The sequence below is a fragment of the Maricaulis maris genome (genome assembly GCF_049116555.1).
Taxonomy (GTDB): Bacteria; Pseudomonadota; Alphaproteobacteria; order Caulobacterales; family Maricaulaceae; genus Maricaulis; species Maricaulis maris_C.
In genome coordinates, this window is the sequence record NZ_JAGDYT010000008.1 from 1 (window position 1) to 23688 (window position 23688).

A 23688-nucleotide genomic window follows, 5' to 3' on the forward strand; every position below is an offset into this window, starting at 1 on the left:
CGCTTGCATGGCATGCAAGAGGTCGTCGGTTCGATTCCGTCTGGCTCCACCAAGATCAAACCCCGCCGGGACCCGGCGGGGTTTTTTCTTATTCGGTGCGTGAGGCAGTCTGGCCGGGCTCGCTCATGAAGACCGGGGCTGCGGAGGTCTCTGTCTGGGCGCCATAGAGCGCGTCGGCACTCAGACCGGTTTCGCGCAGAAATCCGGCCCGGGCACCGGAAACCTGATCACGCCAGGCGGGGTCATCCGGGATGTGCGGGCGCAATTGGTCAAGCAGCTGGATGGCCAGTTCATCGCCCGACTCCGCCGCCAGCTGCGCCAGCGCGACGCCATAGGGCGGATCGGCCGGGCCACCTTCGCCATAGATCATCATGAAGCCAAGGCCCCGAATCGCATGTGCGTTTCCGCGCCGGGCGACTTCGGTATAGAGCGCACGGGCGCGTTCGGCATCAACCGGCGTGCCCTGCCCGACAGCGTGCATGACCGCCAGGGAGATCACGCCGTCATCCAACCCGGCGATTGCCGCGAGATTGATCCAGCGGAAGGCCTCCTGCGCATCCTGCGGCGTGCCGTCACCATTGAGGTGCATCATGCCGGCAATCCACGCCGGTCGCCCCTGCCCTGACAGCGCTGCGCGCTGGTAGTGATCGAGTATGGTGTGACGATCCTGGAGCTCAGCCGGTGTGTCGCTCAACCAGTCCGCCATCGCCCAGTTGAACCAGCCATTGTCCGGATCGGCGGCGAGGCCGGTCTCGAGGCGCGCCCGCGTGGTTTCAAGGTCGGGCGGGGTGTCCAAATCCGGCCGGTGCACATCGGCCCAGCCTCGATAGCCGGTCAGGATAGCGCCAAACGCGCCCGGCAGGTCTTGTTGGGCCGCCAGGTTGTCGAGCGTCGCGCGGCCCTCGCTCACGCGCGCAGGATCAAGGCTCCAGAGATCGCGGAGCGCCATGTTCAGTCGGGCATCGACACTGCCTGTGTCAGCCGCCAGCCGGAAAAGCGCGTAAGCCGCGTCAGGATTGGCTGGCTGGGCCAAACCGTCCTCGGTCATGACCGCAAGCAGGTTCAGGGCGGGCCCGTATCCGGTATCGGCAAGTGCCGCCGTGCGCCCGCGGATTCGGGCCGCCGCCTCCGGGGCGACCGGATCCTGCTCCAATAACGCCCGATAGTCGCCGACAATGGCGCTGTAAGCGGCTTCGGCGTTGGGCGTCTCGGCCGGCGCGACGGCCGGTGGTGCGCCCTGTGTGCCCTGCGCGCCGGCCACAGGTGGCAGAAGGCAGGTCAGGATTGCCAAACCAGCACTTGCGGTGGCGGTGCGGACGGGGTGGAACATGCTGTCTCCCGGCTGTGATCTGTCTCAATATCACCACAGCGTGCAAGAGCGTCAATGCGGCCTAGTCGGGCAAGGCGGTCCTACCCATCCGACTTTCCCATGCGGCGCGTCGACCCGCGGCATCCGCCCGGCCGTCCGGGTCAAGCGTGCCGCCAATCGTCTCGGCGGCGTCGGCGGCATCGCTGTCGCCGAGGTCTGCGGCCAATGTGTAGAGGACATAGGCCTGGACCGGGTCTGGTGAGCCCCAGTCATCGTCCAGCCAGGTTTCTGCCAGCGCAATCAGGGCGAGACTGTCGGAAGCTTCTGCCCCGGCGTGCCAGACGCGTCGTGCCTCGGCCTGGTCGACCGGGCCGGCATAGCCTTCGGCGGCGCCGATTCCGAGGATATAGTGCGCGCGTGCAAGTTCCGGGTCGCGGTCCAGAGCGTCGCGGGCCAGCGTGACGGCACGGGCGAACTCGGCCTCCGTTGAACCGTCAAACATCAAGCTCTCTGCTAGGGTGAGGCTGGCGACCGGGCCGATATCGACATTGCCCAGCAGGCTTTCGAGGATTTCGATCGCGGCGACGCGTTCACCCGGGAAGTCATAGAGAAGCAGCTCGGCCAGTTCGTGCCCGGCAAAGGCATCCTGTGCCGTCCAGGCCAGTTCAAGGAAAGCGCGGGCCCGGTCGATGTCCGGGGCGACGCCGAAGCCGTCGCGATAGATCACGCCCAGAATGGCATTGGCGGGGGCGTAGCCCGCATTGGCGGCCTGTATGAGCCAGTACCGCCCGGTGACGGTGTCCGGTTCACCGCTTTCCGGGAAGGTGAGATCATAACCATAATCAAACGCCGCTTCAGGATCGCCGGTTTCGGCGAGTTCCCGCAAGCTGGGGGGTGGTGTTTGGGCTTGGCCCCAGGCGAGGCTGTCGGTACCGGAAAAGGCAACCAGCCCGGCCATAAGACAGACACGCAGCATGTCCGGACTCCTGACGACAAGGAGGGTCAGAACATCATGGTCCGGCTGAACGCCGGATGAGCGGCGTGTTCAGTCTGGTGGCGCGGCTGTGGCCGTTGGCCCGGTCAGGCTGCGTCGGAGGCCGGCTCGCCGGCCAGGACAGCGTGGACTGCATCGGAATTGGGGGCCGCGCGCAGTCTCTGGCGCACATCTTCGCGGCGCAGCAGGCGTGACACCCGGGCCAGCGCCTTGAGGTGTTCGGCACCGGCGTTTTCAGGGGCCAGCAACATGAAAACCAGATCGGCCGGTCGTCCGTCAATCGACTCGAAATCAACCGGCGTACGGAGTCGGGCGAAGACGCCAACCACCTCATCCATGCCGCTCAGGCGAGCATGGGGGATGGCGACGCCCTGTCCGACTCCGGTCGAGCCGAGGCGTTCCCGCTGGAGGACGGCATCGTATATCGTGCGGGCGGATTGCCCGGTCAGATCGGCGGCCAGTTCAGACATGGCCTGGAGGGCCTGTTTCCGGCTGGACGCGCCCAAATCGATGCTGACTCCCGCATTGGGGATCAAGTCTGATAACGCCATTGTACGACTGCTCGCTCCTAGGCCGGCTCTGAGCGATCTTCCCGCGCCGGGTTGAGCCATCCGATATGGCCGTCCGGTCGCCGGTAGACGATGTTGAGACCGCCATGGGCTGCATTGCGAAACATCAGAAAGGGCGAATCCGCCGCATCCAGTTCCAGCGAGGCCATGCCCACGGTCAGGGTCCGGACTTCTCCGGCCTGCTCCGCGATGACGATCGGTTCAGGCGCACCATTGAGCGGCGCACCACTGGTGTCGTCCTCATCAAGGTCATCATCATCAGCATGGCTGTCGCGCATGCCCTTGAGAACGACAATGGGAAGACTTTCGGCCGGAAGCTCGGCCTTGTTGTCGTGATGGTGGTTCTTCAGTTTCCGCTTGTAGCGGCGGAGGCGCTTCTCCAGGCGCTCCATGGTTTCTTCCGCTGCCTTGTAGGCGTCACCGGCTTGGCCGTGAGCCTGCAGCATCACTCCCGATGGCAGATGCACCGAACAGTCCACGCGAAAGCCGATGCCCTCGCGTGATATCGATACATAAGCTTCACCGGGACGGTTGAAGTATTTGGCTACGCCGTCTTCCACGCGCCCGAGGATCTGTTCTCGCAGCGCGCCGCTGACGTCGATGCCTTTGCTGACCACCTGTATATGCATGCGCTCCTTCCCGCCGGCCATTCACCGGCACGTGAGGCGTTGACGTGCAGTTCCGCCTCTTCTCGGAAAGCGGGCGGAACCTAGTCGCGGGCCGCGGGGGGAGTCAATGACTGTTCTCCAGATGCCAACGGACCGCGTATTCGGTGGAGGGTATCCACCGGGGCGCTTCAACAAGCGATCCCTAGCCAGCACGTTTCAGCATACGACGGCGCTGGACCGAGGAGGGGATGTTGAGCGCCTCCCGGTATTTGGCCACAGTCCGGCGGGCTATTTCAATCCCTTCATCCCGCAATTGTTCGACGAGACTGTCATCCGACAGCACATCGCTTGCGGATTCCTGACCGATCATCGTCTTGATCCGGTGCCGGACAGCCTCGGCGGAGTGGGCTTCCCCGCCGCCGGCGGACGGAATGGCCGAGGTGAAGAAATATTTCAGCTCAAACATGCCGCGTGGCGTCGCGACATACTTGTTCGAGGTCACCCGGCTCACGGTCGACTCGTGCATGCCGATCGCGTCGGCGACGGTTTTCAGGTTCAGCGGGCGCAAATAGGCGACGCCATGGGCCAGGAACATGTCCTGCTGGCGTACGATTTCGCTGGCGACCTTGAGAATGGTCCGGGCTCGCTGATCGAGGCTTTTGACCAGCCAGGAGGCGTTCTGGGAGCATTCGGTGATGAAAGTCTTGTCAGTTTCGGACTTCGCAACAGCGGAGATCTCGTTGAAATAGCTGTTATTCACCAGGACGCGCGGCAGGGTTTCGGAATTCAGCTCGACCTGCCAGCTACCGTCCGGCGACTGGCGAATGAAGACATCCGGGGAAACCGCCCGGGTCGAATCACTCCCAAAGGCATGTCCGGGCTTGGGGGTCAGGTTGCGGATTTCCGCGATCATGTCGTCGAGATCATCATTGTCGACGCCACACAGGGATTTCAGGGCCGGGTAATCATGCTTGGCCAGGCGCTCGAGATTGTCGATCAGAGCGGCCATGGCCGGATCGAGCCGGTTCTTGTCCTTGAGCTGCAGGGCCAGGCATTCAGGCAGGTCGCGCGCCATGACACCGGCCGGGTCAAAAGTCTGGGTCATCGACAAGACCGCTTCCACGCGAGCCCGTTCGACACCCAATTGCTGCGCGATCTCGTCGAGATCCGAGCGCATATAGCCGTCATCATCGGCCAGATCGATCAGGTGGGCGCCAATCAGGCGGTCAACGGGATCGCCGGTGGCCATGGAAAGCTGTTCGTGCAGATGTTCCGCCAGCGAGATGTCGCGGGACGAATTGGCGATGGCGTCGTAATCCTCACTGGCAGGACCCCGCCCCCCCGCGCCGGCCGAATAGGTCGAGCTCGAGCTCGCACCCATGGCGGCGCCGCCTTCGACACCCTCAACACCCGACAGATCAGACTTGGAATCATCGCCGTGCATCATGTCGGCATCGGCATCCATTGAATCATTGGCGTCGGCAGAGGGCGCGGCGAGCTCCAGCTCGCGCGGCTCGCCCTGACCTTCTTCGCGGAGTGATTCGGACGAATCACCCCTGTCATCACGCTCGAGCAACGGGTTGCTTTCCAGCTCGCCCTCGACGAACTCGGCAAGCTCGATATTCGAGAGCTGCAACAGCTTGATGGCTTGTTGGAGCTGGGGCGTCATCACCAGGGATTGTCCCTGGCGCATATCCAGCTTCTGCATCAATCCGGCCATGTGAACCTCTGTTTGGTACGTTTCCTGCAGAGGTTAATCAGCCAAAGCTTTCTCCGAGATAAACGCGGCGCACGTCGGGGTCTGCCCGAATCTCTGCCGGCGAGCCTTCAAACAGGACCTCGCCTTCGTGAATGATCGTCGCTCTGTCAGTGATTTCAAGGGTTTCACGGACATTATGATCGGTGATCAGGATCCCGATCCCGCGTTCTTTCAGGAAGCGGATCAAATCGCGAATATCTGTAATGGCCAGCGGATCAATGCCGGCAAACGGCTCGTCGAGCAGCATGAAAGAGGGGCGAGTCGCGAGCGCACGGGCGATTTCCATGCGCCGCCTCTCCCCGCCCGACAGCGATGGGGCCGGGGCCTTGCGCAAATGTGAAATCCGCAATTCCTCGAGCAGCTGGTCTACCAGGGCATGGCGTGCATCGCGGTCCTTCTCGACCACTTCCGCCACTGCCAGGACATTCTGTTCGACGGTCATGCCGTGGAAGATGGATTTTTCCTGCGGCAGGTAGCCGATGCCGAGGCGGGCGCGCTGATACATGGGCAGGCGGGTGATGTCCTCGCCATCCAGCAGGATGCGGCCATAGTCAGCCTGGACCAGGCCGGTGATCATGTAGAAACAGGTCGTCTTGCCGGCCCCGTTGGGTCCCAGCAGGCCGGCCACCTCGCCGCGCTGCAGCGACACGGATACGCCCTTCACGACCGGACGTTTGCGGTAGGCCTTGCCGATCTGTTCGACGACAAGGCCGCCCGCCGTTTCGGTCTCGGCGACAGGCGTGGGTTCGGTTAGCGCCATGGAGGTCAGTGTCCTTGTGCCAGAGGCTGGAAATCAGCCCTCCGGAGCGTCTTCGCTTGGTTCCGTCTCGTTCGCGTCGCGCGCCGGCTGGAGGACCATGCGGACGCGCTCGCCCGTTCCGGCTTCGCCGAAATTGGAATTGCCGGTGGTCAGGTCATTCACAAACCGGTTGGTGGTGATGACATTATCGCCCTGCGTGATAACGACTTCGCCCGTCAGAGTGATGACTTCCTCACTCATCTGGTAGACGCCACGATCGCCGCGCGCGCGCTGGGCGGGCGTGATGTAGAAGACATTATCGGTCGCCACGATGCGGTCGATATCGCCCCAGCCACCGGCGGGCGCCTCGGTGTAATAGACATCCATACGGTCTGCCTGCAGGCTCGAATCGCCTTGCACAACGTGGACATTGCCCAGCCAGACGATATGGCGTTCGGCGTCGAGCACCTCGAAGGTATCCGCCTCGATATCCAGCGGCAGACCGGAATTGCCGATCTGGGCCGCGGCGTTGCCGGACGGAAGGGTTGCGCTCATCAAGCCGAGCAGGGCAATCGCAATAAGGCGCATCATTGGTTTCCTTCCTCGGACGGGGTCTCCGCCTGGGTGATGGTTCGGCTCTGGGTCAGTCTCGCCCGGACATTGCCGGTGAAGACGATCCGGTTGCCGCCATCGGAGATTTCATAACTGTCAGCCCGGATTGTACCCATCGGGCCGGTTCCTTCCACCGCTTCTTCTCCGGTGACGCGTTCCTCGCGCAGGAAAATACGGGCGTGGTCGGACTGGAAGGCGTAGCCGGCGCGGGTTCGGAAGTTGACGTCCGAATAAAGGTCGAGAATTCGGTTGGGCAGATCATAGCGCCCCGATTCCGCCAGCACTTGCGAGACATCGGCCCCGGCATCAAGGAAATTATAGTCGAGCCGCGGGCGCTCCAATTCGGTCACCCCGTCGGCCGCATCGCGGCGGCGGATCGCCACGTCGGCGGTGACGGCATAGGGAGTGAGATTTTCATCACGGCCGGTAAAGCGCGGATTGGTCATGCGGACATCCGTGCTGACGGCCTCGGCTTCGCGGGCCGCGCCTCCGCCTGACCCCAGGATGAGCTGGACAACCAGAATGCCCGCGATGCTCAGCGCCGCCGCCGTAAAGAAAAGCCGCAAGCCGCGGACAAAGGCGGTGCGCCGCCGAGCCACACTCAAGGCAAGCGCGCGCCGCGGCTCCCAGCTGGCATGCGGGGTCGCGTGCGGGGCGTCATGGCCGAAAGAGGCGGTCAGGCTGGTCACGGGGCTACAAACTTCCGATCAGGCCTTCCAGCAAGGCCTGCCCGCCAGAAAGACCAGTCTTTGCGGGCCTTTTCAAGGCGGCTGGGCTCAGGAATGGGCAAAAATGTCGATTTCCGGCCAACCTTCGAGATCAAGCCGGGCACGCGTGGGCATGAAGTCGAAACAGGCCTTGGCCAGGTCCAGACGACCTTCGCGCTCGAGCATCATTGACAGGGCGTCGCGAAGCTTGTGCAGGTGAAGCACGTCCGAGGCGGCATAATCCAGCTGGGCCTGCGACAGCTCGACGGCGCCCCAGTCCGAGGATTGCTGCTGCTTGTTCATGTCGGCCCCGACGAGTTCACGGGTGACATCCTTCAGGCCGTGCCGGTCGGTATAGGTGCGGGCCAGCTTCGAGGCGATCTTGGTGCAGAAGATCGGCGCCATCGTCACGCCGAGATATTTTTCCACCATGGCGACGTCGAAACGGGCGAAATGCAGGATCTTCTCGACATGGGTGTCGGCCAGAACGCGCTTGAGATTGGGGCAGTCATAATCGGGCCGGTCCATCTGCACGACATGCGCATCGCCATCGCCGGCCGATAATTGCACGACACACAGCATGTCGCGGGTCAGGGACAGGCCGAGGGTCTCGGTGTCGACGGCAACGAGCGGTCCCAGATCGACTTCGGCGGGCAGGTCGCCCTTGTGGTAGTGCACGGTCATGGCGTCATCCTTGTTTGTCCCAGCGTCTAGCGCCGCGCGGCGCGTGGCGCAATGCGTGCCAGCTTGTCGGAGACGCTGGTTTCATCGTCGCGATTGAGAAATTGCGGGGTCTCCACTTCTGCTGACGGGGCATTGGCGATCACCGCATCAAGCAGTCCCGAGACGGTCACGCCATCGGCGCCGGCCAGCCAGGCCGCGCGGCGTGACTCTATGGCCGCGGCCGTTCCGGCCAGCGTTTCGGGTGTCAGCCTGTCGCCGGTCACGCGCGGATCGGCGGGCCCTTCACCATTCATGATGGCGAGCATGTCGGCACCGATATGAGGCAGATAGTGCGACGGTTCATAGAATGTCGGATGGGCGGCGGTGTCCCCGGCCGCGGGGGCATTCACGGCCGCAAAAGGCCGGAAGCCGGAGAAGTCGTAGAGCTGCGCCGCACCCCCCGGCTGGCACGCATGGGACGGTGTGCGGTCGGCATGGCGGGCAAATGTCTCGGTCAGGGCGGCGCGGAAGGCCAGATAATCCTCGCCGCGCCCGGCCCGGAACATCGCTTCTTCGCGCCAGGCATGCAGGGGATGGATAAACCCGGTCACCTGTACGCCTTCGGCTGTCAGGCGATCGAGCACCCGCTCGAACAGAGCCAGGCGTTCCGGGTCGAAGCGATAGCCCAGATAGAAGCGGTAGATTCCGCGTGCGCCGTTTTCGTAACGCGCGCGCTGGGCTCCGGCCGGATAGGTGTCGGCCCATGGTACGCGCGGCTCCGAACCGGTGAGATTGTCGGCGAGGAGCTGGATGGAGGCGCCGAATGTACTGGGTGAAAGGGCGACCCGGGCCCGGGCGAAATCGGCATTGCCATCGCGCAGGGCTGACAGCCAATAGGTCGATTTGGCCTTGGAGTGGGTGCCGAATTCATCAAGGTCGAGCCCGATCACCACGCAGCGCAGATCGCCGCTCTGGGCCGCGAGGGCCGCAGCCTGGGACAGTTCGAAGATGTTGGTGCCGCGCATGCCGGCATTGATGAAGCCGTCGGGCAGGTCGGCCGGATCGCGCGGGAAGCCGTCCACCGTGCGCGAGGAGCCCAGCAGGATGGCGCGGACCCCGCCGCGCGCCAGCTCGTCGCCGACATGCACCCGGCCGCCATCGTCATAAACCCGCGTATCGCGACTGGTCAGGCCGGGAATGCCGGGTGAGCCGGTGATGTTGAACGGGTCGACCAGCGCATTGAAGCTTGAAAACCCGGCCAGGGCCGCGAAGAGGGCGATCAGCAATGTCACGGCATAGCGGGGCATCTCGGCGCGGTCCTAGAAGGTGTAATAGATGAATTCGGAGGTCTTCCAGGCATTCAGCACGGACAGGAAGAGCAGGAAAGCGGCGCCGATGGCGGCCAGACGTGTAAATCGCCAGCGCAGGCCCGGCTTGGGCTTGATCTGGGCGTCCTTGAGGGTTTGTTCGTCAAGCACATCGGCGAAGAGTTCCGGTGTGTCCGGCAGTGACCAGACAAGGGTCAGGCCGAACATGACCCAGGCGATGAGCTCGCCCGATACGCCTTCCAGTCCGAGGCCCGAGAAACCGAACATGCCGGCGAGGATGCGGCCGGCGCCGGACCAGGTCTCGGCCCGGAAAAAGACCCAGGCAATCGTGGTGAAGGCAAAGGTCAGGCCGATGGCGATGATGCGACGATGGCCATCGAACCAGCCCCTGGGTCCCCACTTGTTCCAGTAATGATTCACGGTCAGGCCAAGCCCGTGCAGTCCGCCCCAGATGACAAAGGTCCAGGCCGCACCATGCCACAGGCCGCCGAGCAGCATGGTCGCCATCAGATTGATCGAGCGGCGGGTCTCGCCATGCCGGTTGCCGCCCAGCGGGATATAGAGATGATCGCGCAGAAAATGGCTCAGCGTGATGTGCCAGCGGCGCCAGAACTCTACAACCGAGGCGGATTTGTAAGGGCCGTTGAAATTGACGGGCAGGCGGAAGCCCAGGCACCGCGCCAGGCCGAGCGCCATGTCGGAATAGCCCGAGAAATCGAAGAAAATCTGCAGCGCATAGGCGACAGCGCCAAACCAGGCTGCCACCAGGCCCGGCGTGTCGCCGCGCTCCGCCATGGCAAATAGCGAGGAAGCGTAAGGCTCGATGCTCTCGGCGATGAGCACTTTCTTGGCCAGGCCAATGGCGAAGAGAGACAGGCCGACACCCAGATTGTCCCAGAGATCATCCTTGCGGGTCGTGTCGTTGAACTGTGAGGCGATCTGGTGGTGCTGGATCAGCGGCCCGGCGACAATGTGCGGAAAGAAGGACACGAAAAGCGCGTGGGCGAAGAAGCGGCCCGGCTCGGTCTTCCGGCGGGCGACATCGACCAGATAGGAAATCTGCTGGAAGGAGAAGAAGGAGATCGCCAGCGGCAGGCCCAGGCCCAGTTCGGGTATGTCCAGCCCCGTCAGCGCATTGATATTGCTGGCCAGGAAGTCGGCATATTTGAAAAAGCCGAGCAGGGAGAGGTTGAAGATGATGCCGACGGCGAGCAGGGGCTGATTGCCCCAGCGCCGCATCAGCCGGGCCACAATGTGGTTGATGATCACCGAGCCCAGCAACAGCAGGACATGGCGGATGAACCAGAGCGAGCGGATCAGGCTCTCGACGGTCCAGCCATCGAGCTCGTGCCAGGGCGCCCGCGACACATCCCACCAGGCGTAGAAGAAGAAACTCGCGGCAGCGAGCAGCGAGAGCGCTGTCCAATGCGAGATATAGCGCCGCGCCAGATAATAGGTGAGCAGCACGCCGGGCAGGAAAAGAAACAGGAATTCGAAGGAATTGAAGATCATTGCCGCGCCGCACCGGGATTTGGGGCGACGCTAGCCCTCCCCCGTCGAGGCGGCAAGGCAGGCCTGCACGCGGCCCGGTTATCCACCGCGCGCGCCATTCGCCCGCCAGGGAGGTTTGGCGTCATCACGCCCTCCGCCGGCTTCGCGGGTAGTGAGTTGTTTTACCGGGGCCCGGGGGAGGGGTTGGCTCCCGAAAATTATTCCGTATAAAGACTTTACTTTTTCGAGCCCGGCTGCAAGTTTTGCGCCCCGCACAGTCTCGCGGCTTCCATGCGAGAGGGGGGCGAATGAAGGATCGAAGTAGAATGACCGCGTCGTATCTGGCGATGTCGATCGCCGCGTGTTTTGTCTTGATGGCTCCGGTCTCGGCGCAGGCCCCCGATCGGGGCGAGGCCTTCCTGCTCGACATGACGGGCGCGGGCGCCTGGGAAGTGGCCTGCCAGCTCAGCCAGGGGAATGGCGATGGCGTGGCGAAGCGTGCGCTTGGTCGTGACCCGCGCGACAATGGCCGTTTCTCGGTCGCGGATGTCGTGAGCGGCCTGTGCACTTACTCGGTGCCGGCGCGCGGGGAGCTGCTTCTGACGCTCCATGTCGCGCATACGCAGCTCGAATGCCCTTTCACGGTGACCGAAGCCGGATTCTGCCGCGCCTATTTCCTGCCGGGCGAGACAGGCAGCTTCACTATCCAGCGCCACTCGACCCCTGTCACGACCGGAACCTAGCGCCCGCGATCGTCTGATCTGACCGCGTTGGCCTCAACCCGCATTCGCAGCCTCATCCAGGGTCAGGTCCATGCAGGTCCCCCCGTCCGGCCGGTCACGAAATGTGACGCGGCCGCCAAACCGCTCCGCCAGGCGACGGCAGAGCAGCAGGCCCAGGCCGGCGCCGGCGGGCTCGGGAATCGCGCCACCTGCCAGAAAGGCCTGCTTTTGCTCGGCCGTCAGGCCGCGCCCCAGATCCTGAACCTGGAACCCGGTCTTCGTGGCTGTCAGCCGCACGGTCTTGCTGCCTGAGTGAAGGATGGCATTGCGCAGGAGATTGCTGGCAAGAACGGTCAGGACTTCCGCCGGTATCGGTAATTCCGCCTCATCCTCGACCGTCATGGTCAACAAGGTGCTGCGGGCCTTGGCGGTCGGTTGCAGGCTGCGGACGCTGGCCGCGAGGACCGGCGTGATCGGGATCGGCGTGGCGTCGTCGGTGCGTGTGAGCCACAGGACGGCTTCGGACGCGTCCTGCATGCCGATGATGGCGCGTTCCATTCGATCAAGAAGGTCTGGACGCGGGGTGTCGGACAGGGGGAGGCGCAGTAGTTCGAGCGCTTGCCTCGCCGTTTGAAGGCCGGTTCGCAATTCGTGTGAAAGGCCGACATTGAAAGTTTGCTCACGTTGCAGCGCTGCCCGGGTTTCCGCCAGATTGGCTTCGAAGGCGGCAGCGACCTGGCCCAGTTCGCCGTCGCCGAACCCGGCCGCGAACTGATCCGGGTGTGAGTCGGTCGCCTGTCGGCTGATCAGGCGTGACAAGCCGCGAACAGGTGACGCAATCTGTTGACCGGCGATGTAGCTCACTGCTGCGGTCAACAGGATAACAAGCAGCGCGGCAAGGCCCAGATAGACCAGATATCGTGTCGTGCGATGCTGGTGATTCAGCAAGGATCCGGTATCCATCATCACAACGCGCGATGCAGGCCCCAATTCCGGCTCCAGCGCAATCGCCCGGATGGTGCGCCCGTCCTCGGCCCTCAAGACCTGCGTGCCCGATTGACCGGGATCGAAACCGGGTGGCAGGCGGTCCACCAGCGCGCCCAGGTCGGCGGCGCCCTCCACGCCCGGTGTGCTGGGGACCCAGATCTCTGCCTCATGGTCCTCCGCCGAGCGAAAGGCTGCGCTTTCGCCTTCCAGCACGCGGTCAAACAACGCGGTCTCGACGGACCAGGTCAGCGTCAGGAAACTGCCGGTGAAAATCACGCCGAGGCAAATCGTCCAGGCCGCAATGATCAATGCGGCTCGACGCGCAAAGCCGGAGGGGCGACGTGGGAACATCACTGTGCCGCAGCCTCGGCAAGGGCGTAGCCGAGACCGCGCACAAGCCTGATTTCCACGTCGGCAGCGTTGGTCTGGAGCGTGCGCCGAAGGCCCGAGATGTGGCTCCGCAGGGGCGCGCTGTCGGGCTCTTCATCGCCCCATATTTCGCTGACCAGCGATCCGCGATCGACCGGCTCGGGATGATTGCGCATCAGCGACCGCAGAATGATGGCAGGGATGCGGGGCAGTATTATGGCCTGTCGCCCGATCCGGACGGAATGCCCGTTCCGGTCCATCTCGACAGTTCCGACCAGGAGAGGTGCGCGGTCGCCGGCCCGCAAAAGTGTGGCCTGCATGCGGGCATCGAGCTCGGCGAGAGAGAACGGCTTGACCAGGTAGTCCCAACACCCGGCTGCAAACCCGGCCAGCTTGTCGTCAAGATTTCCTCGCGCGGTTGTAAACAGGATCGGGGCGTCAATCTGGAGGGTTTCGCGCATGATCCGGCAGAGTTCGAATCCGCTGAGGACAGGCAGATTGGCGTCGAGCAGATAGAGGTCATGCGGCGCCTGTCGCGCGGCCCGCAAGCCGTCCGCCCCGTCATAGGCCAAATCGACGACATGACCCTTGGCCGTCAGGTAGTCGCTGATATTGGCCGCGATATCGCTATCGTCTTCGATCAACAGGACGCGCATGAAGTCTCCGGTCTGGCGTCACTCTAGTGTGATCAAGCTCAAGTCAGCGTCAAATCCGGGATCACCGCGGCTTGACGCGCGGGCGACCAGACTCCGGGCGATAATCAACCGGAGAATGACCATGTTCAAACCACTGGTATGGGCGGCGGTCGCCCAACTCGGCCTGAGTCCTATGGCGATCGCTCAGTCCGCGGATCTGGAGGCAGCCTTGGCTGCCGTGCAGGAGTCGATCGATCATCCCGGCTTTTCCGGGGCGATCACGATTCTTGTGGAGGGGCAGCCGGTCCTGTCGGAGGCTCGGGGCTTTGCCGACCAGGACGCCGGCCGGGCCAATACGCTGGATACCCGCTTCAACATCGCGTCAGTCGGCAAATTCCTGACCGCGATGACCTATGTCCGGACGATTCGCAATCAGGACCCCGGCGGGGCAGATTTTCGTGACCTGGAAGTCAGGGCGCTGCTACCGGAACAGGCGATGGCTTTCTCAAGCGATGTGACCGCCGGCGATCTGCTGGCGCACCGAACGCGGATCGAGAGTTTCATGGAGGCTCCGGGCGCCATGACCCGCATCGTCGAGGCGGGCAGCAATGATGACGTTTTCGAGATGGTTCGGGCTGCCCAGCCCGTTCCGATTGCCCGGCGCTGGGACGGCCTTGCCTACAATAACGCCAATGCGGTGGTGATGGGCGCCGCAGTCGCTCGCCTGACCGGTCTGACCTATGAGGACGCGCTCGACGAGATCGTGTTGTCTCCGGCGGGGGTCAATGACGCGTCTTTCGCCCGGCTTGCTGATTACCGGGCTGAAAACCTCGCCTTGCCCTATGTCGAGGCCACGTTCGACGGGACGAATGAGCGCCAATCCGGGGCTGCACAGCCACTCGCGACGGTCTATCCGCGGCGCTTTGAATCTCCCCTCACCCTGATGACACCCTCCGCCGCCGGCGGTTTGTACATGACCGCGCCGGGCCTGGCCTCGGTCGGAGCTGCGGCCCTGGATGGTCGCGTTCTCGAGCGCGCCGAGCTTGCCCAGATGTGTGAGAGCATTCTGCCGATACCCGGACGGATACTGGGTTATGGCTGCAGCGGGCGCGAGCTCGCACCTGATGTCGTGCGCTGGGGGCATGGTGGTGGCGCGCCGGGCGTGGGCGCCGAGCTTGCGATCTATCCGGACCTCGACATCGTCGTTGCCATTGTCGCCAATCACAATGGTCGCGCGACCCCGGTGCTGGCCGCGTTTGAGGCGGCCTTGGTGCCGCAGGAGGCCCGCGAAACCGAGGCAGGCGGTTTCGTGATCCGCGAGCACTGATGCCCAATATCAAAGAAGCGCGCCCGACCGGGCACGCTTCTTTGATATGCAGTTCTGAAGCAATGGTGCCCAGGAGAAGACTCGAACTTCCACTCCCTTGCGGGAACTGGCACCTGAAGCCAGCGCGTCTACCAATTCCGCCACCTGGGCAGGTGTGCGAGGCGCGGTAACTAAAGCCGGGGCGGGGCGCTGTCAACGGCTTGCATGCACGCGGCGCTGTGTTCTGCAGTCAGCATCAAGCGCATTGCCGCATGGACAGGCGCGCGGTTTTTTGGTCTATCCCGGACAAACCCTATTTCCGCGAGGGCAATCCATGCTGAGAGACGAGATCATCACCGTATTCGGCGGGTCCGGCTTTGTCGGGCGTCACGTGGTTCGGGCGCTGGCCAAGGCCGGCTACCGGGTCCGCGTCGCTTCGCGCCGTCCGCACCTGGCCCAGGACCTGCGCGTCATGGGTGTGGTTGGCCAGGTTCAGCTGATCCAGGCCAATCTGCGTGTTCCCAGCTCGGTCGAGCGCGCCCTGGAAGGCGCCTCCGGCGTGGTCAATCTGGTGGGTGTTCTCAATGAGAATGGGCGCCAGACCTTCTCCCGCCTGCATGCGCTCGGGGCCAAGACGATTGCCGAAGCGGCGTCCGGGATGGGTATCTCCCGCATGATCCAGGTCTCGGCCATCGGCGCGTCGTCCCAGAGCGAGTCGCGCTATGCCCGGTCCAAGGCCGAAGGTGAAGCCTCAGTCCTCGCGGCGATCCCCGAGGCGACGATCCTGCGGCCGTCCATTATTTTCGGAACCGAGGACGGCTTTTTCAATCGCTTCGGCTCCATGGCCCGCTTTGTGCCAGCCCTGCCGCTCTTCGGCGGTGGCCAGACCAGGTTCCAGCCGGTCTTCGCCGGCGATGTTGCCAAGGCCGTCCTGGCGGCCTTCGAGCGCAGCGAGGCGCGCGGTGAGACCTATGAGCTCGGCGGACCGGGCACGTACACGTTTGAAGCGCTGATGAAGTTCATTCTGGACGAGATCGACCGGCCGCGCTTTCTCCTGCCGCTGCCCTGGGCAATTGGCAGCGTGATTGCGACCGTGTCCGAAATTGTCGGTGCCCTGCCGCTGATGCCGGTGGTGATCACGCATGACCAGCTGATCCAGCTGCGCTCTGACAATGTTGTTGCCGAAGGCGCCAAGGGTTTGGCGGATCTCGGCATCGCCGGTGAGACGGTGGAGGCCATCGTGCCGAGCTATCTCGAGCGCTATCGCCGCTATGGCCAGTTCCACGAGCGCGAAGCCTGAACCCGCGATTTCATCGCGACCTAGTCAAGCGGGCCGCGTTCTTGCGCGGCCCGTTTTTTTTCGCCTTGGCGTCGCCAGGCGAGGATTGGCAGTCCGGCGGCCAGAACCAGGAGACCGCCGACGCCCAAAGGCCCATTCCACGGCCATTGCGGCGTCGACAGGAATAGCAGTGAGACGCCGGCAACGGCGTTGAGGGAGCCGTGTACGCCGGCGGCCGCGACAAGGCCTCCGCGCTCACGCAGATAGGCGTGATAGGGCGTCCATAGCGTGGTGAAGACCGTCATGACGGCCACCCCGGTCCAGCCCAGGCCGGGATAATTATATCCCATCAGGATAATGGGGGCGTGCCAGATGCCCCATAACACGCCGACCACCCCACACATCGGCCAGAAGCCCAGACCGGAGAGGCGCGGCTGCAACCAGCCCCGCCAGCCAAGCTCCTCGCTCACCATCAGGAAGACGGTGTTGAAAAGGATGCCAACGGGCAGTCCGACCGCGAGTTGGATCATCAGCACTGTGCCGGCATCCATCGGTATGTCCTCGCCGCTGGCGGCGATCTGGGCGGCGATGACCGCCGTCGGGTCGCCCGGTGCCTGGCCGGACAGGGCGAGCGTGACGCCGATGGCGAGGGCGCAGATCAGGATCGGCAACAGCCAGCCGACCAGGGTCCACAATGCGATGCGGCCGATGCCGAAGCCGGCCAGGCCGATTGCCGCGAGCCTTCGGCCCTGGTCGAAAATGAGCATGCAGATCACGGCCCCGAGCGCCGGCCCCATCATCATCAGGGATAACAGCCCCAGACTGCCCAGCGGTCCCTGGGCACCCAGCCCGCCGGTGACATGGATGAGATAGGCGATGGCCCAGCTGAAACCGAAGGCGATCAGGAGGAAGACGGACAGGGCGCGCATGACGATCTCGCTTAATTAGGTTTATCCCTAATCAATCATGCGCGCCAGGCCAGGGCAAGAAATTTCGCTAAAGGGCTAAATAAAGAATGCGAGGAGAGCGAGACCGAGTGCAACCCGATAGAGGGCGAAGGGCAGGAGGCCGATCCGGTCGACCAGCTTCATCAGGACGGCGATCGCGGCCCACGCCGTCACCGTGGACAGGCCGGCCACGATGAGACCGTCGGTCAGGTTGGCTCCGGCTGCAGCACCGTCGGTGCGGGCCAGCTCTATCAAGGAAATCAGCCCGAAAGCGGCGATGACGGGAATGGCCATCAGCATGGAGAAGCGGGCGCTCTCCTGGCGGGTCAGTCCCAGCCCGCGCGCGGCGGTCATGGTGACGCCCGAGCGCGAGGCCCCGGGGATGAGCGCAAAGAGTTGGGCGAGGCCAATCAAGGCAGCCTGGCGGAAATTCATCGTCTCCAGTGTGTCGCGCTGCGGGCCATAGCGGTCAGCCAGCCAGAGCGGCAGGGCGAAGACCAGGGTCGCGATTGCGATCACCAGCGGCGATCGCAGTGTGTCGACCAGATCGAAGGCGACGAGACCGCCAGCGACAATGAAAATGGGGGGCATTGACGCGCCGACCAGCAGCGCAATTCGTCCGCCGGGCGTCATCCGGCCCTTGAGCAGGGCCAGCTTGCCGACGACGATCGCGCCGATATCGCGGCGGAAATAGATCAGGACAGCCAGCAGCGATCCGGCGTGCGCCATGACATCAATCAGCGGTCCCTGGTCGGTCTGGCCGGTCACTTCGGGCGCGAGGATGAGGTGGGCCGAAGAGGAGATCGGCAAAAACTCGGTAATGCCCTGCACGAGCGCGAGAAGAATGAGATAGATCAAGCTCATGAAACCGGCCTGCTGGAGGATGAGAGGGGATATTTGATCAAACGGCGGGCCTTGGCCAGCGCCTTGCCCCGTCCGTGGCTTGCCTGGCGGGATCGCCCTGATTGACGGCAAAGCCGCAGCGGCCCAAAACCGGTGCAGAAGGACGGTTCCATGCCCCATGATTTCGCTGGCAGCCCGCAAGGGCCCGGGCGTCTAAGCCCGAAAGAAGCGCTCAGCCATACCGGTCAGGCCACAGCCGCCTCTGTCGCGGTGGCCCTCATTCTGACCCTGACCAAGGCCGTGGTGTGGTGGATGTCCGGTTCGGTCGCCCTGCTGGCGTCCATGGCAGACAGCCTGCTCGACCTGACGGCCTCGCTGACCGTCTATCTCTCCGTTCGGTATGCTGCCGAGCCGGCTGATGCCGAGCACCGTTTCGGGCATGGCAAGGCAGAAGCCTTTGCCGGCATCCTGCAAGCCATCTTTGTCGCCATGTCGGCTGTCCTTCTCCTGCGCGAGGGCGTCGAGCATCTGATCAATCCGGTGGTCGTGCGCGCCAGTGGCTGGGCCATCGCCGTCATGGGTCTCTCCATCGTGCTGACACTGGGCCTTCTGGTCGTTCAGACACGGGCGGTGAAGGAGACCGGGTCGGTGGCGGTGGAAGGTGACCGCGCCCATTATTTCTCGGACCTCGGCGCCAATGCGGTTGTCATCATTGGCATTGTCGGCGCGACAGTGGGCGGGCTGCTCTGGCTGGACGCGGTCGCGGCGCTGGCGGTCTCGCTCTGGCTGTTCTGGACGGCCTGGGGCGTGGCGCGCGGCGCCGGTGACCAGCTCATGGATCGCGAATTGCCGGACGAGGCGCGCGAGCATATCCGCAGGCTGGCCGGTGATGATCCCCGCATCATTGATATCCATGAGCTGCGCACGCGTGCGGCCGGCCCGCTCATCCATATCCAGTTTCATCTGGCGCTGGATCCTGATCTCACGCTCAGCGAGGCGCATTCAATCCTGGTCGATTGCGAACACCGGTTGATGGCCGCCTATCCGGCTGCCGACATCCTCATCCATCCCGACCCGCATGGAGAAGCCGAGCCCCATGGCGCTGAATTTTTCAATGCAGAAAGCACGTCCAAGGACGCTTAGACTTCCGGTTGAAGCGGGTTAGCCTGTCGCCATGCGAACGCTCCACTTCTGGCCCCTCGACCCGTTTTCCCGACAGGTTCGCCTCGTCCTCGAGGAGAAGTCGCTGCGTCACGACCTGCAGCTGGAAGTGCCCTGGGAGCGCCCCGATGATCTTCTGTCGCTCAATCCGGCCGGAACCACGCCGGTCCTGATCGATGAGAGTGGTGGCGGGCGGCGGGTTATCGTCGAAAGTCGGGCGATCCTGGAATACCTGGAAGAGACCACGCCCAGCCCCTGCCTCCTGCCCGGCGGTCCGGCCGAGCGCGCCGAAGCACGCCGCCTGGTCGACTGGTTCGACCGCAAATATGACGGCGAGGTCAACGCCTATCTCCTGCACGAAAAACTGGAGAAGCGTGCCCAGGGGCTTGGTGCGCCGGACCCGGCAGCCCTGCGTGCCGGGCGCGACCATCTGCGCTGGCATCTCGATCACATGGCCTGGCTCCTGGAGGCCCGCGACGGCCTGGCCGGGCCGCGCTACACCCTCGCCGATATCGCCGCTGCGGCGCATCTTTCGTGTGTCGATTATCTGGGCGATGTTCCCTGGGACGAGTTCGAACCGGTCAAACAATGGTATTCCCGCGTAAAATGCCGCCCGGCGTTTCGCGGGCTCTTGGCGGACAAGCTGCCGGGGGTTCCGGCGGCGGCGCACTACGCGGATCTGGATTTTTGAGATTAGCTGTCTGGGGGCGGTATGCGTGCAGTTCTGTTGATTTTGGTGTGGCTGTGCTCAGGCGGAGCGATGACCCATGCCCAGGAGGCCGATCCAATGGCCCCCGCGCGGGCTTTCATCGCGTGGAGCTCTGACGTCAATCAGACCAATACCGAGATCATGGCCTTGATGGAACGCATCTTCGAGGCTGACGAGTATGGCGTGTCGGTCCGTGAAGGATTGATGACCGAGGCTGAGGGCGAGGATGGCCTGGATCGCTGGAGGCGCGAACTCGACGTGTCGCTGGCGGGTCTTGAAGCGCGCGTCGCTGTCCTTGCTGCCGGGCCGGAACTGGTTCCCGACGGCATGGAAAAGATCGTCGACACGCTGACCCGCAATCTGGACTCCGCATTTCTGCTGGTCGGCGAAGTTCTGGACGTTGCCGAAGATGCGGCGCGTCAGGACATCGCCGGAAAGATGGTTGATGATTTTGTCGTCTACGAGGCGCGCTATGCGGTGCTTCAGAATTATTACTCCGGACTGGTCGCCAACATCGAGGCGGCACTCGAATCGGTCGATGACCGTCACCCGCAGGGGCCCCTTCTGCGCGCGACCGCCATCAATATCGAGAGCGCGATCATTGGTTTCGAGCTGGGCCGACTTTCCTTTGGTGGCACACCATCTGACCATGCTGTCGACGATCCGCAGGCTGTATTTGACGACAACCAACGGGCTGTTGCCCGGGAAATCGACCAGGCCACCGCGCTGTTTCGCATCATGCAGGACAGCTTTGCGCGCGTGCCGCGTTCGACCCCCGAAGAGCAGCGTATGATGGGGGCGCTGGATGCCATGGTGGCCAGCTTTCCTGACAGCTTCCAGGTCGAGATTGAGGGGGCCGCCCTTTTTGACGGGCTGGCCGAGCGTATTGCGCAGGGTGGCACGAATGCGACATTCGACTTCGCCGACGAGCTCACCGCCTATGAGGCGGCGCGGGATGCGTTGAATGCCGAGCGGATACGCTTGGCGTCGGACCTCTAGGCAACGGAGTTTCGATGTCGCCTGAGGCCCTCAAATCCCTCGCCCTCGAGCTCGGCTTCTCGATCGCCCGCATCTGCCGCGCGGACGAGGCTTGGGCGGCGGGTGACCGGCTCGCGGAGTATGTTGCCGACGGGCATCACGGCTCGATGGCGTGGATGGAGGAGACGCTGGCGCGGCGCCAGCATCCCACCGCCATGTGGCCGGACGCGAGATCCGCCGTGGTGGTGGGGCTGAATTACGGGCCGGAGCAGGACCCGCTGCCCTTGCTGGAGCGCCGCTCGGAAGGCGTGGTTAGCGTCTATGCCCAGAACGCCGACTATCATGACTTGCTGAAGAAACGGCTGAAGCATCTCGCGCGGGCATTTGCGGAGAAAACCGGCAAGCAGGTCAAGGTCTTCGTCGATACGGCCCCGCTGATGGAAAAGCCCCTGGCCGAAAAAGCGGGTATCGGCTGGCAGGGTAAACACACCAATCTGGTGTCGCGCGAATTCGGCTCCTGGCTTTTTCTGGGGGTGATGCTGACCGAGGCCGAGCTGGCACCGGATGCTCCCGAGCGCGACACATGCGGCTCCTGCCGGGCCTGCCTCGATATCTGTCCGACGGACGCCTTCCCGACCCCCTATCGACTGGATGCGCGGCGCTGCATCTCCTATCTGACCATCGAGCACAAGGGCGTCATTCCGCTCGAGTTTCGCCAGCCGATGGGCAATCGCATCTATGGCTGTGACGACTGCCTGGCGGTGTGTCCGTGGAACAAGTTCGCGCAGACCAGCGCCGAGATGGCCTTCCATCCGCGCCCGGAGTTGAAAGGGCCGCTCCTGGCAGAGCTGGCGGCGCTCGATGATGCCGCCTTCCGCCAGGTCTTCACCGCCTCGCCGGTCAAGCGGATCGGCCGCGACCGCTTTGTCCGCAATGTCATGATCGCGATCGGAAATTCCGGTGACCTGCAGCTGATCCCCCGGGTCGAGGACGCGCTGGATGACACGGCGCCGGCGGTGCGGGCGATGGCCGTGTGGGCGCTTGCCCGGCTTGACAGCGAGCAGGCCCAAGCGGCAGCGGGTCAGGCGCTGGAAGCCGAGACGGATGCGGATGTCGCAACGGAATGGCGCCGCGTCCTGGCCATGTCCGAATAAGAAATCCGGCCGTCCATTGAGGGGATATTATCTTTTGCGGCGCTAGCCTGACGTTCTGAAGCTAGACGATGACAGTGTGTTCGGGGGGACAAGGGTCATGACCGGTTTGAACAAGGGCGACGCAGCATGACGTCGGCAGATTTTCAAAGTGATATGTCGCCTGAGGCGATTTCGGTTCTTATCTGCGAGCACAGCAGTGTGCAGCTGCGCATCCTGTCCGAAGCGGTAAGCCTGGCAGGCTATTCCGTCCAGACGGCCTCGTCGGCCGAAGAGGCACTCAAAGTCCTGGCATTGATGCCGGTCGACATCTTCCTCACCGGTATCGAGGTCGGATCGGTGTCGGGCCTGGAAGCCTGCTGGTCGCTCAAATCGAATGCCGAGACCGAGTCCGTCTACACGATCGTCGTCACCGCGTCCGGTGAGGATCGGCGGCTCGAGGAATCGCTCGATGCAGGCGCTGACGACTTCATCCGGAAACCGGTCAACATGACCGAGTTGCGGGCTCGCCTGCGGGCTGCCAGTCGCCTGGTTCGCATGCAGAAACAATTCCGCAGCCTTGCGGAGACCGACGCGCTGACCGGTGCCGCCAATCGTCGTGCTTTCATGCAATATCTTGAGATGAAGGCCCAGCATGCGACCCGGGATGACACGCCGCTTTCGGTCGTCATGGTCGATCTCGATCACTTCAAGGCCATCAATGACACGCACGGCCATGCCGCGGGTGATGCGGTGCTGATCGATACGGTGATTGCGATCCAGGCCTGTCTGCGTAGCGGCGACATGCTGGGACGGCTGGGCGGCGAGGAGTTCTGCGTCGTGCTCCCGGGCGCGGGCCTGCATTCGGCATCGCTGGCCGCAGAGCGGATCCGCGCGGCCGTCGAGGCCATGGCCACCAACACCGACAGCGGCGACGTGATTGCGGTTTCGGCCAGTCTGGGCGTTGCCAGCCTCGGGAATGGGGATCTCATTGCCGCGCCGGACCTGCTGCTGCAGGCTGCGGATTCAGCGCTGTATCGTGCCAAGGCTGCAGGCCGGAATCGTGTCGAGCTCGATGACGGCCAGCCGCCGTCACATCAGGCCATCCGCGCCGTAGGCTGATTACGCGTCATCATCTGTCGCTGTTCGGCGCGCTTCGAGAATCGCGCCACGCAGAAGCAGGGACGGGATGTCGTCCGGCTCCTGTTCACGCGCGTTTTCCATCGCGGCCCATGCGGCGTCCAGCTCGCCGCGCGCCAGATGGGCCTGACCGCGATAGCGCCAGCCTGCAGCCAGATAAGGCGCTTGTTCCACAAGCGCGTCGGCATCCTCGACCAGGCCGTCCCAGTCCTGTGTCGCGGCACGCAATTGCGCCCGTGCGAGCCGGGTGGCAATGGCGTCCGGCTGGAGGTCCAGAGCCGCGTCATAGGCCTCACCCGCTGCATCGATCATGCCGTGCGCAAAGCGGGTGTCCCCGGCGAGGGTCAGCAGTTCGGCGCGCTCCGCATCGACCATGCCGACGGCGAGGCCATCTGACAGATTGACCAGAATGTCGGCGCCGATCGTGGGCTCACCGAGCGCAATCAGGGCCCGGGCCTCGCACACTTCCGCTGGCCAGCCACCGCCTTCAAGGCGCCAGGTCTGCGCCCGCTCGAGCGCGTCGCTGGCATCGAGCTGGACCTGGCCGAGGCAGGCATCAAACCGCACCCTTTCGCGATACGCAGCATCGGTCTGGGCAAGTGTGTTCGGGGCGAGTGCCAGGACGAGAAGGCAGGCGGGCAGGGCAAGGCGCATGGGGCAACTCCAGGACAGGACTGACACCGGACCGCACGCCCCCGCGTCG

The 23688-nt window shown here is 64.0% G+C and carries 24 protein-coding genes and 1 tRNA gene; 8 read left to right on the forward strand and 17 right to left on the reverse strand.

Annotated elements, in window-relative coordinates:
* Window positions 1-88: 88 nt before the first annotated feature.
* The 11 genes from JXQ94_RS10615 to JXQ94_RS10665 form a co-directional block, all read right to left on the reverse strand.
* Window positions 89-1330, reverse strand: a complete 1242-nt coding sequence (locus JXQ94_RS10615) for a tetratricopeptide repeat protein (RefSeq protein ID WP_421923760.1) — start codon at window positions 1328-1330, stop codon at window positions 89-91.
* Window positions 1331-1391: 61 nt separating this feature from the next.
* A complete protein-coding gene (locus JXQ94_RS10620) occupies window positions 1392-2285 on the reverse strand; it encodes a tetratricopeptide repeat protein (RefSeq protein WP_421923761.1) in 894 nt (297 codons plus the stop codon).
* A gap of 104 nt (window positions 2286-2389) precedes the next feature.
* The gene (gene ptsN, locus JXQ94_RS10625; protein ID WP_421923762.1) at window positions 2390-2854 is read right to left on the reverse strand and encodes a PTS IIA-like nitrogen regulatory protein PtsN; all 465 of its coding nucleotides are present in this window, start codon (window positions 2852-2854) and stop codon (window positions 2390-2392) included.
* A 17-nt stretch (window positions 2855-2871) separates the two neighbouring features.
* Window positions 2872-3501, reverse strand: coding sequence for a ribosome hibernation-promoting factor, HPF/YfiA family (hpf, locus tag JXQ94_RS10630; protein WP_301065831.1), 630 nt, complete (start codon window positions 3499-3501; stop codon window positions 2872-2874).
* A gap of 181 nt (window positions 3502-3682) precedes the next feature.
* The gene (gene rpoN / locus JXQ94_RS10635) at window positions 3683-5200 is read right to left on the reverse strand and encodes an RNA polymerase factor sigma-54 (protein ID WP_421923763.1); all 1518 of its coding nucleotides are present in this window, start codon (window positions 5198-5200) and stop codon (window positions 3683-3685) included.
* Between the two features lie 37 nt (window positions 5201-5237).
* Window positions 5238-5999 (reverse strand): LPS export ABC transporter ATP-binding protein, encoded by a 762-nt coding sequence (lptB, locus tag JXQ94_RS10640; protein ID WP_421923764.1) that lies wholly within the window; start codon window positions 5997-5999, stop codon window positions 5238-5240.
* Window positions 6000-6032: 33 nt separating this feature from the next.
* Complete coding sequence (locus JXQ94_RS10645; protein ID WP_421923765.1) at window positions 6033-6569, reverse strand: LptA/OstA family protein; 537 nt, start codon at window positions 6567-6569, stop codon at window positions 6033-6035.
* The gene (gene lptC, locus JXQ94_RS10650) at window positions 6566-7279 is read right to left on the reverse strand and encodes an LPS export ABC transporter periplasmic protein LptC (protein ID WP_421923766.1); all 714 of its coding nucleotides are present in this window, start codon (window positions 7277-7279) and stop codon (window positions 6566-6568) included. Before lptC ends, JXQ94_RS10645 begins: the two co-directional genes overlap by 4 nt.
* Window positions 7280-7366: 87 nt before the next feature.
* Window positions 7367-7981, reverse strand: a complete 615-nt coding sequence (locus JXQ94_RS10655; RefSeq protein WP_421923767.1) for a ribonuclease D — start codon at window positions 7979-7981, stop codon at window positions 7367-7369.
* Between the two features lie 26 nt (window positions 7982-8007).
* Window positions 8008-9267 (reverse strand): hypothetical protein, encoded by a 1260-nt coding sequence (locus JXQ94_RS10660; RefSeq protein WP_421923768.1) that lies wholly within the window; start codon window positions 9265-9267, stop codon window positions 8008-8010.
* A 12-nt stretch (window positions 9268-9279) separates the two neighbouring features.
* Window positions 9280-10800, reverse strand: a complete 1521-nt coding sequence (locus JXQ94_RS10665) for an MBOAT family O-acyltransferase (protein WP_421923769.1) — start codon at window positions 10798-10800, stop codon at window positions 9280-9282.
* A 305-nt stretch (window positions 10801-11105) separates the two neighbouring features.
* On the opposite strand from JXQ94_RS10665, the gene JXQ94_RS10670 reads away from it, so the two are divergent.
* Window positions 11106-11522: a hypothetical protein gene (locus tag JXQ94_RS10670; RefSeq protein ID WP_421923770.1), complete on the forward strand. Its 417-nt coding sequence runs from the start codon at window positions 11106-11108 to the stop codon at window positions 11520-11522.
* Window positions 11523-11555: 33 nt separating this feature from the next.
* Here the strand turns inward: JXQ94_RS10670 and JXQ94_RS10675 are convergent, their stop codons facing one another.
* A complete protein-coding gene (locus JXQ94_RS10675; protein WP_421923771.1) occupies window positions 11556-12839 on the reverse strand; it encodes an ATP-binding protein in 1284 nt (427 codons plus the stop codon).
* Window positions 12839-13513, reverse strand: coding sequence for a response regulator transcription factor (locus JXQ94_RS10680; protein ID WP_421923772.1), 675 nt, complete (start codon window positions 13511-13513; stop codon window positions 12839-12841). Before JXQ94_RS10680 ends, JXQ94_RS10675 begins: the two co-directional genes overlap by 1 nt.
* A gap of 121 nt (window positions 13514-13634) precedes the next feature.
* Here JXQ94_RS10680 and JXQ94_RS10685 point away from each other — a divergent pair, with 121 nt between their 5' ends.
* Window positions 13635-14819, forward strand: coding sequence for a serine hydrolase domain-containing protein (locus tag JXQ94_RS10685; protein ID WP_421923773.1), 1185 nt, complete (start codon window positions 13635-13637; stop codon window positions 14817-14819).
* Window positions 14820-14882: 63 nt separating this feature from the next.
* Here JXQ94_RS10685 and JXQ94_RS10690 read toward each other — a convergent pair.
* Window positions 14883-14969, reverse strand: a tRNA-Leu gene (locus JXQ94_RS10690).
* A 163-nt stretch (window positions 14970-15132) separates the two neighbouring features.
* On the opposite strand from JXQ94_RS10690, the gene JXQ94_RS10695 reads away from it, so the two are divergent.
* Window positions 15133-16098: a complex I NDUFA9 subunit family protein gene (locus JXQ94_RS10695; protein ID WP_421923774.1), complete on the forward strand. Its 966-nt coding sequence runs from the start codon at window positions 15133-15135 to the stop codon at window positions 16096-16098.
* A gap of 20 nt (window positions 16099-16118) precedes the next feature.
* Here JXQ94_RS10695 and JXQ94_RS10700 read toward each other — a convergent pair whose 3' ends face one another.
* Both JXQ94_RS10700 and JXQ94_RS10705 read right to left on the reverse strand, forming a co-directional pair.
* Window positions 16119-17006 carry a CPBP family intramembrane glutamic endopeptidase gene (locus tag JXQ94_RS10700; protein WP_421923775.1) on the reverse strand — a complete coding sequence of 296 codons (888 nt, stop codon included), beginning with the start codon at window positions 17004-17006 and terminating at the stop codon, window positions 16119-16121.
* 75 nt (window positions 17007-17081) lie between these two features.
* On the reverse strand, window positions 17082-17888 hold the full coding sequence (locus JXQ94_RS10705) for an undecaprenyl-diphosphate phosphatase (protein ID WP_421923776.1): 807 nt from the start codon (window positions 17886-17888) through the stop codon (window positions 17082-17084).
* 150 nt (window positions 17889-18038) lie between these two features.
* Here JXQ94_RS10705 and JXQ94_RS10710 point away from each other — a divergent pair, with 150 nt between their 5' ends.
* From JXQ94_RS10710 to JXQ94_RS10730, 5 genes are all read left to right on the forward strand, one after another.
* The gene (locus JXQ94_RS10710; protein WP_421923777.1) at window positions 18039-19010 is read left to right on the forward strand and encodes a cation diffusion facilitator family transporter; all 972 of its coding nucleotides are present in this window, start codon (window positions 18039-18041) and stop codon (window positions 19008-19010) included.
* Between the two features lie 31 nt (window positions 19011-19041).
* Window positions 19042-19719 carry a glutathione S-transferase family protein gene (locus JXQ94_RS10715; RefSeq protein ID WP_421923778.1) on the forward strand — a complete coding sequence of 226 codons (678 nt, stop codon included), beginning with the start codon at window positions 19042-19044 and terminating at the stop codon, window positions 19717-19719.
* A gap of 21 nt (window positions 19720-19740) precedes the next feature.
* Entirely contained in the window at window positions 19741-20736 is a 996-nt protein-coding gene (locus tag JXQ94_RS10720; protein WP_421923779.1) for a hypothetical protein, read from the forward strand.
* A gap of 14 nt (window positions 20737-20750) precedes the next feature.
* Window positions 20751-21869, forward strand: a complete 1119-nt coding sequence (queG, locus tag JXQ94_RS10725; RefSeq protein WP_421923780.1) for a tRNA epoxyqueuosine(34) reductase QueG — start codon at window positions 20751-20753, stop codon at window positions 21867-21869.
* A gap of 126 nt (window positions 21870-21995) precedes the next feature.
* Entirely contained in the window at window positions 21996-22967 is a 972-nt protein-coding gene (locus JXQ94_RS10730; protein WP_421923781.1) for a GGDEF domain-containing response regulator, read from the forward strand.
* Here the strand turns inward: JXQ94_RS10730 and JXQ94_RS10735 are convergent, their stop codons facing one another.
* The gene (locus JXQ94_RS10735; RefSeq protein WP_421923782.1) at window positions 22968-23639 is read right to left on the reverse strand and encodes a hypothetical protein; all 672 of its coding nucleotides are present in this window, start codon (window positions 23637-23639) and stop codon (window positions 22968-22970) included.
* Window positions 23640-23688 lie beyond the last annotated feature (49 nt).

What these genes read in the sequence shown, in the direction of transcription:
- JXQ94_RS10615 (WP_421923760.1), bottom strand. Translation starts at nt 1,330, where the DNA reads ATGTTCCACCCCGTCCGCACCGCCACCGCAAGTGCTGGTTTGGCAATC.
- JXQ94_RS10620 (WP_421923761.1), bottom strand. Translation starts at nt 2,285, where the DNA reads ATGCTGCGTGTCTGTCTTATGGCCGGGCTGGTTGCCTTTTCCGGTACC.
- ptsN (WP_421923762.1), bottom strand. Translation starts at nt 2,854, where the DNA reads ATGGCGTTATCAGACTTGATCCCCAATGCGGGAGTCAGCATCGATTTG.
- hpf (WP_301065831.1), bottom strand. Translation starts at nt 3,501, where the DNA reads ATGCATATACAGGTGGTCAGCAAAGGCATCGACGTCAGCGGCGCGCTG.
- rpoN (WP_421923763.1), bottom strand. Translation starts at nt 5,200, where the DNA reads ATGGCCGGATTGATGCAGAAGCTGGATATGCGCCAGGGACAATCCCTG.
- lptB (WP_421923764.1), bottom strand. Translation starts at nt 5,999, where the DNA reads ATGGCGCTAACCGAACCCACGCCTGTCGCCGAGACCGAAACGGCGGGC.
- JXQ94_RS10645 (WP_421923765.1), bottom strand. Translation starts at nt 6,569, where the DNA reads ATGATGCGCCTTATTGCGATTGCCCTGCTCGGCTTGATGAGCGCAACC.
- JXQ94_RS10655 (WP_421923767.1), bottom strand. Translation starts at nt 7,981, where the DNA reads ATGACCGTGCACTACCACAAGGGCGACCTGCCCGCCGAAGTCGATCTG.
- JXQ94_RS10660 (WP_421923768.1), bottom strand. Translation starts at nt 9,267, where the DNA reads ATGCCCCGCTATGCCGTGACATTGCTGATCGCCCTCTTCGCGGCCCTG.
- JXQ94_RS10665 (WP_421923769.1), bottom strand. Translation starts at nt 10,800, where the DNA reads ATGATCTTCAATTCCTTCGAATTCCTGTTTCTTTTCCTGCCCGGCGTG.
- JXQ94_RS10670 (WP_421923770.1), top strand. Translation starts at nt 11,106, where the DNA reads ATGACCGCGTCGTATCTGGCGATGTCGATCGCCGCGTGTTTTGTCTTG.
- JXQ94_RS10675 (WP_421923771.1), bottom strand. Translation starts at nt 12,839, where the DNA reads ATGTTCCCACGTCGCCCCTCCGGCTTTGCGCGTCGAGCCGCATTGATC.
- JXQ94_RS10680 (WP_421923772.1), bottom strand. Translation starts at nt 13,513, where the DNA reads ATGCGCGTCCTGTTGATCGAAGACGATAGCGATATCGCGGCCAATATC.
- JXQ94_RS10685 (WP_421923773.1), top strand. Translation starts at nt 13,635, where the DNA reads ATGTTCAAACCACTGGTATGGGCGGCGGTCGCCCAACTCGGCCTGAGT.
- JXQ94_RS10695 (WP_421923774.1), top strand. Translation starts at nt 15,133, where the DNA reads ATGCTGAGAGACGAGATCATCACCGTATTCGGCGGGTCCGGCTTTGTC.
- JXQ94_RS10700 (WP_421923775.1), bottom strand. Translation starts at nt 17,006, where the DNA reads ATGCGCGCCCTGTCCGTCTTCCTCCTGATCGCCTTCGGTTTCAGCTGG.
- JXQ94_RS10705 (WP_421923776.1), bottom strand. Translation starts at nt 17,888, where the DNA reads ATGAGCTTGATCTATCTCATTCTTCTCGCGCTCGTGCAGGGCATTACC.
- JXQ94_RS10710 (WP_421923777.1), top strand. Translation starts at nt 18,039, where the DNA reads ATGCCCCATGATTTCGCTGGCAGCCCGCAAGGGCCCGGGCGTCTAAGC.
- JXQ94_RS10715 (WP_421923778.1), top strand. Translation starts at nt 19,042, where the DNA reads ATGCGAACGCTCCACTTCTGGCCCCTCGACCCGTTTTCCCGACAGGTT.
- JXQ94_RS10720 (WP_421923779.1), top strand. Translation starts at nt 19,741, where the DNA reads ATGCGTGCAGTTCTGTTGATTTTGGTGTGGCTGTGCTCAGGCGGAGCG.
- queG (WP_421923780.1), top strand. Translation starts at nt 20,751, where the DNA reads ATGTCGCCTGAGGCCCTCAAATCCCTCGCCCTCGAGCTCGGCTTCTCG.
- JXQ94_RS10730 (WP_421923781.1), top strand. Translation starts at nt 21,996, where the DNA reads ATGACGTCGGCAGATTTTCAAAGTGATATGTCGCCTGAGGCGATTTCG.
- JXQ94_RS10735 (WP_421923782.1), bottom strand. Translation starts at nt 23,639, where the DNA reads ATGCGCCTTGCCCTGCCCGCCTGCCTTCTCGTCCTGGCACTCGCCCCG.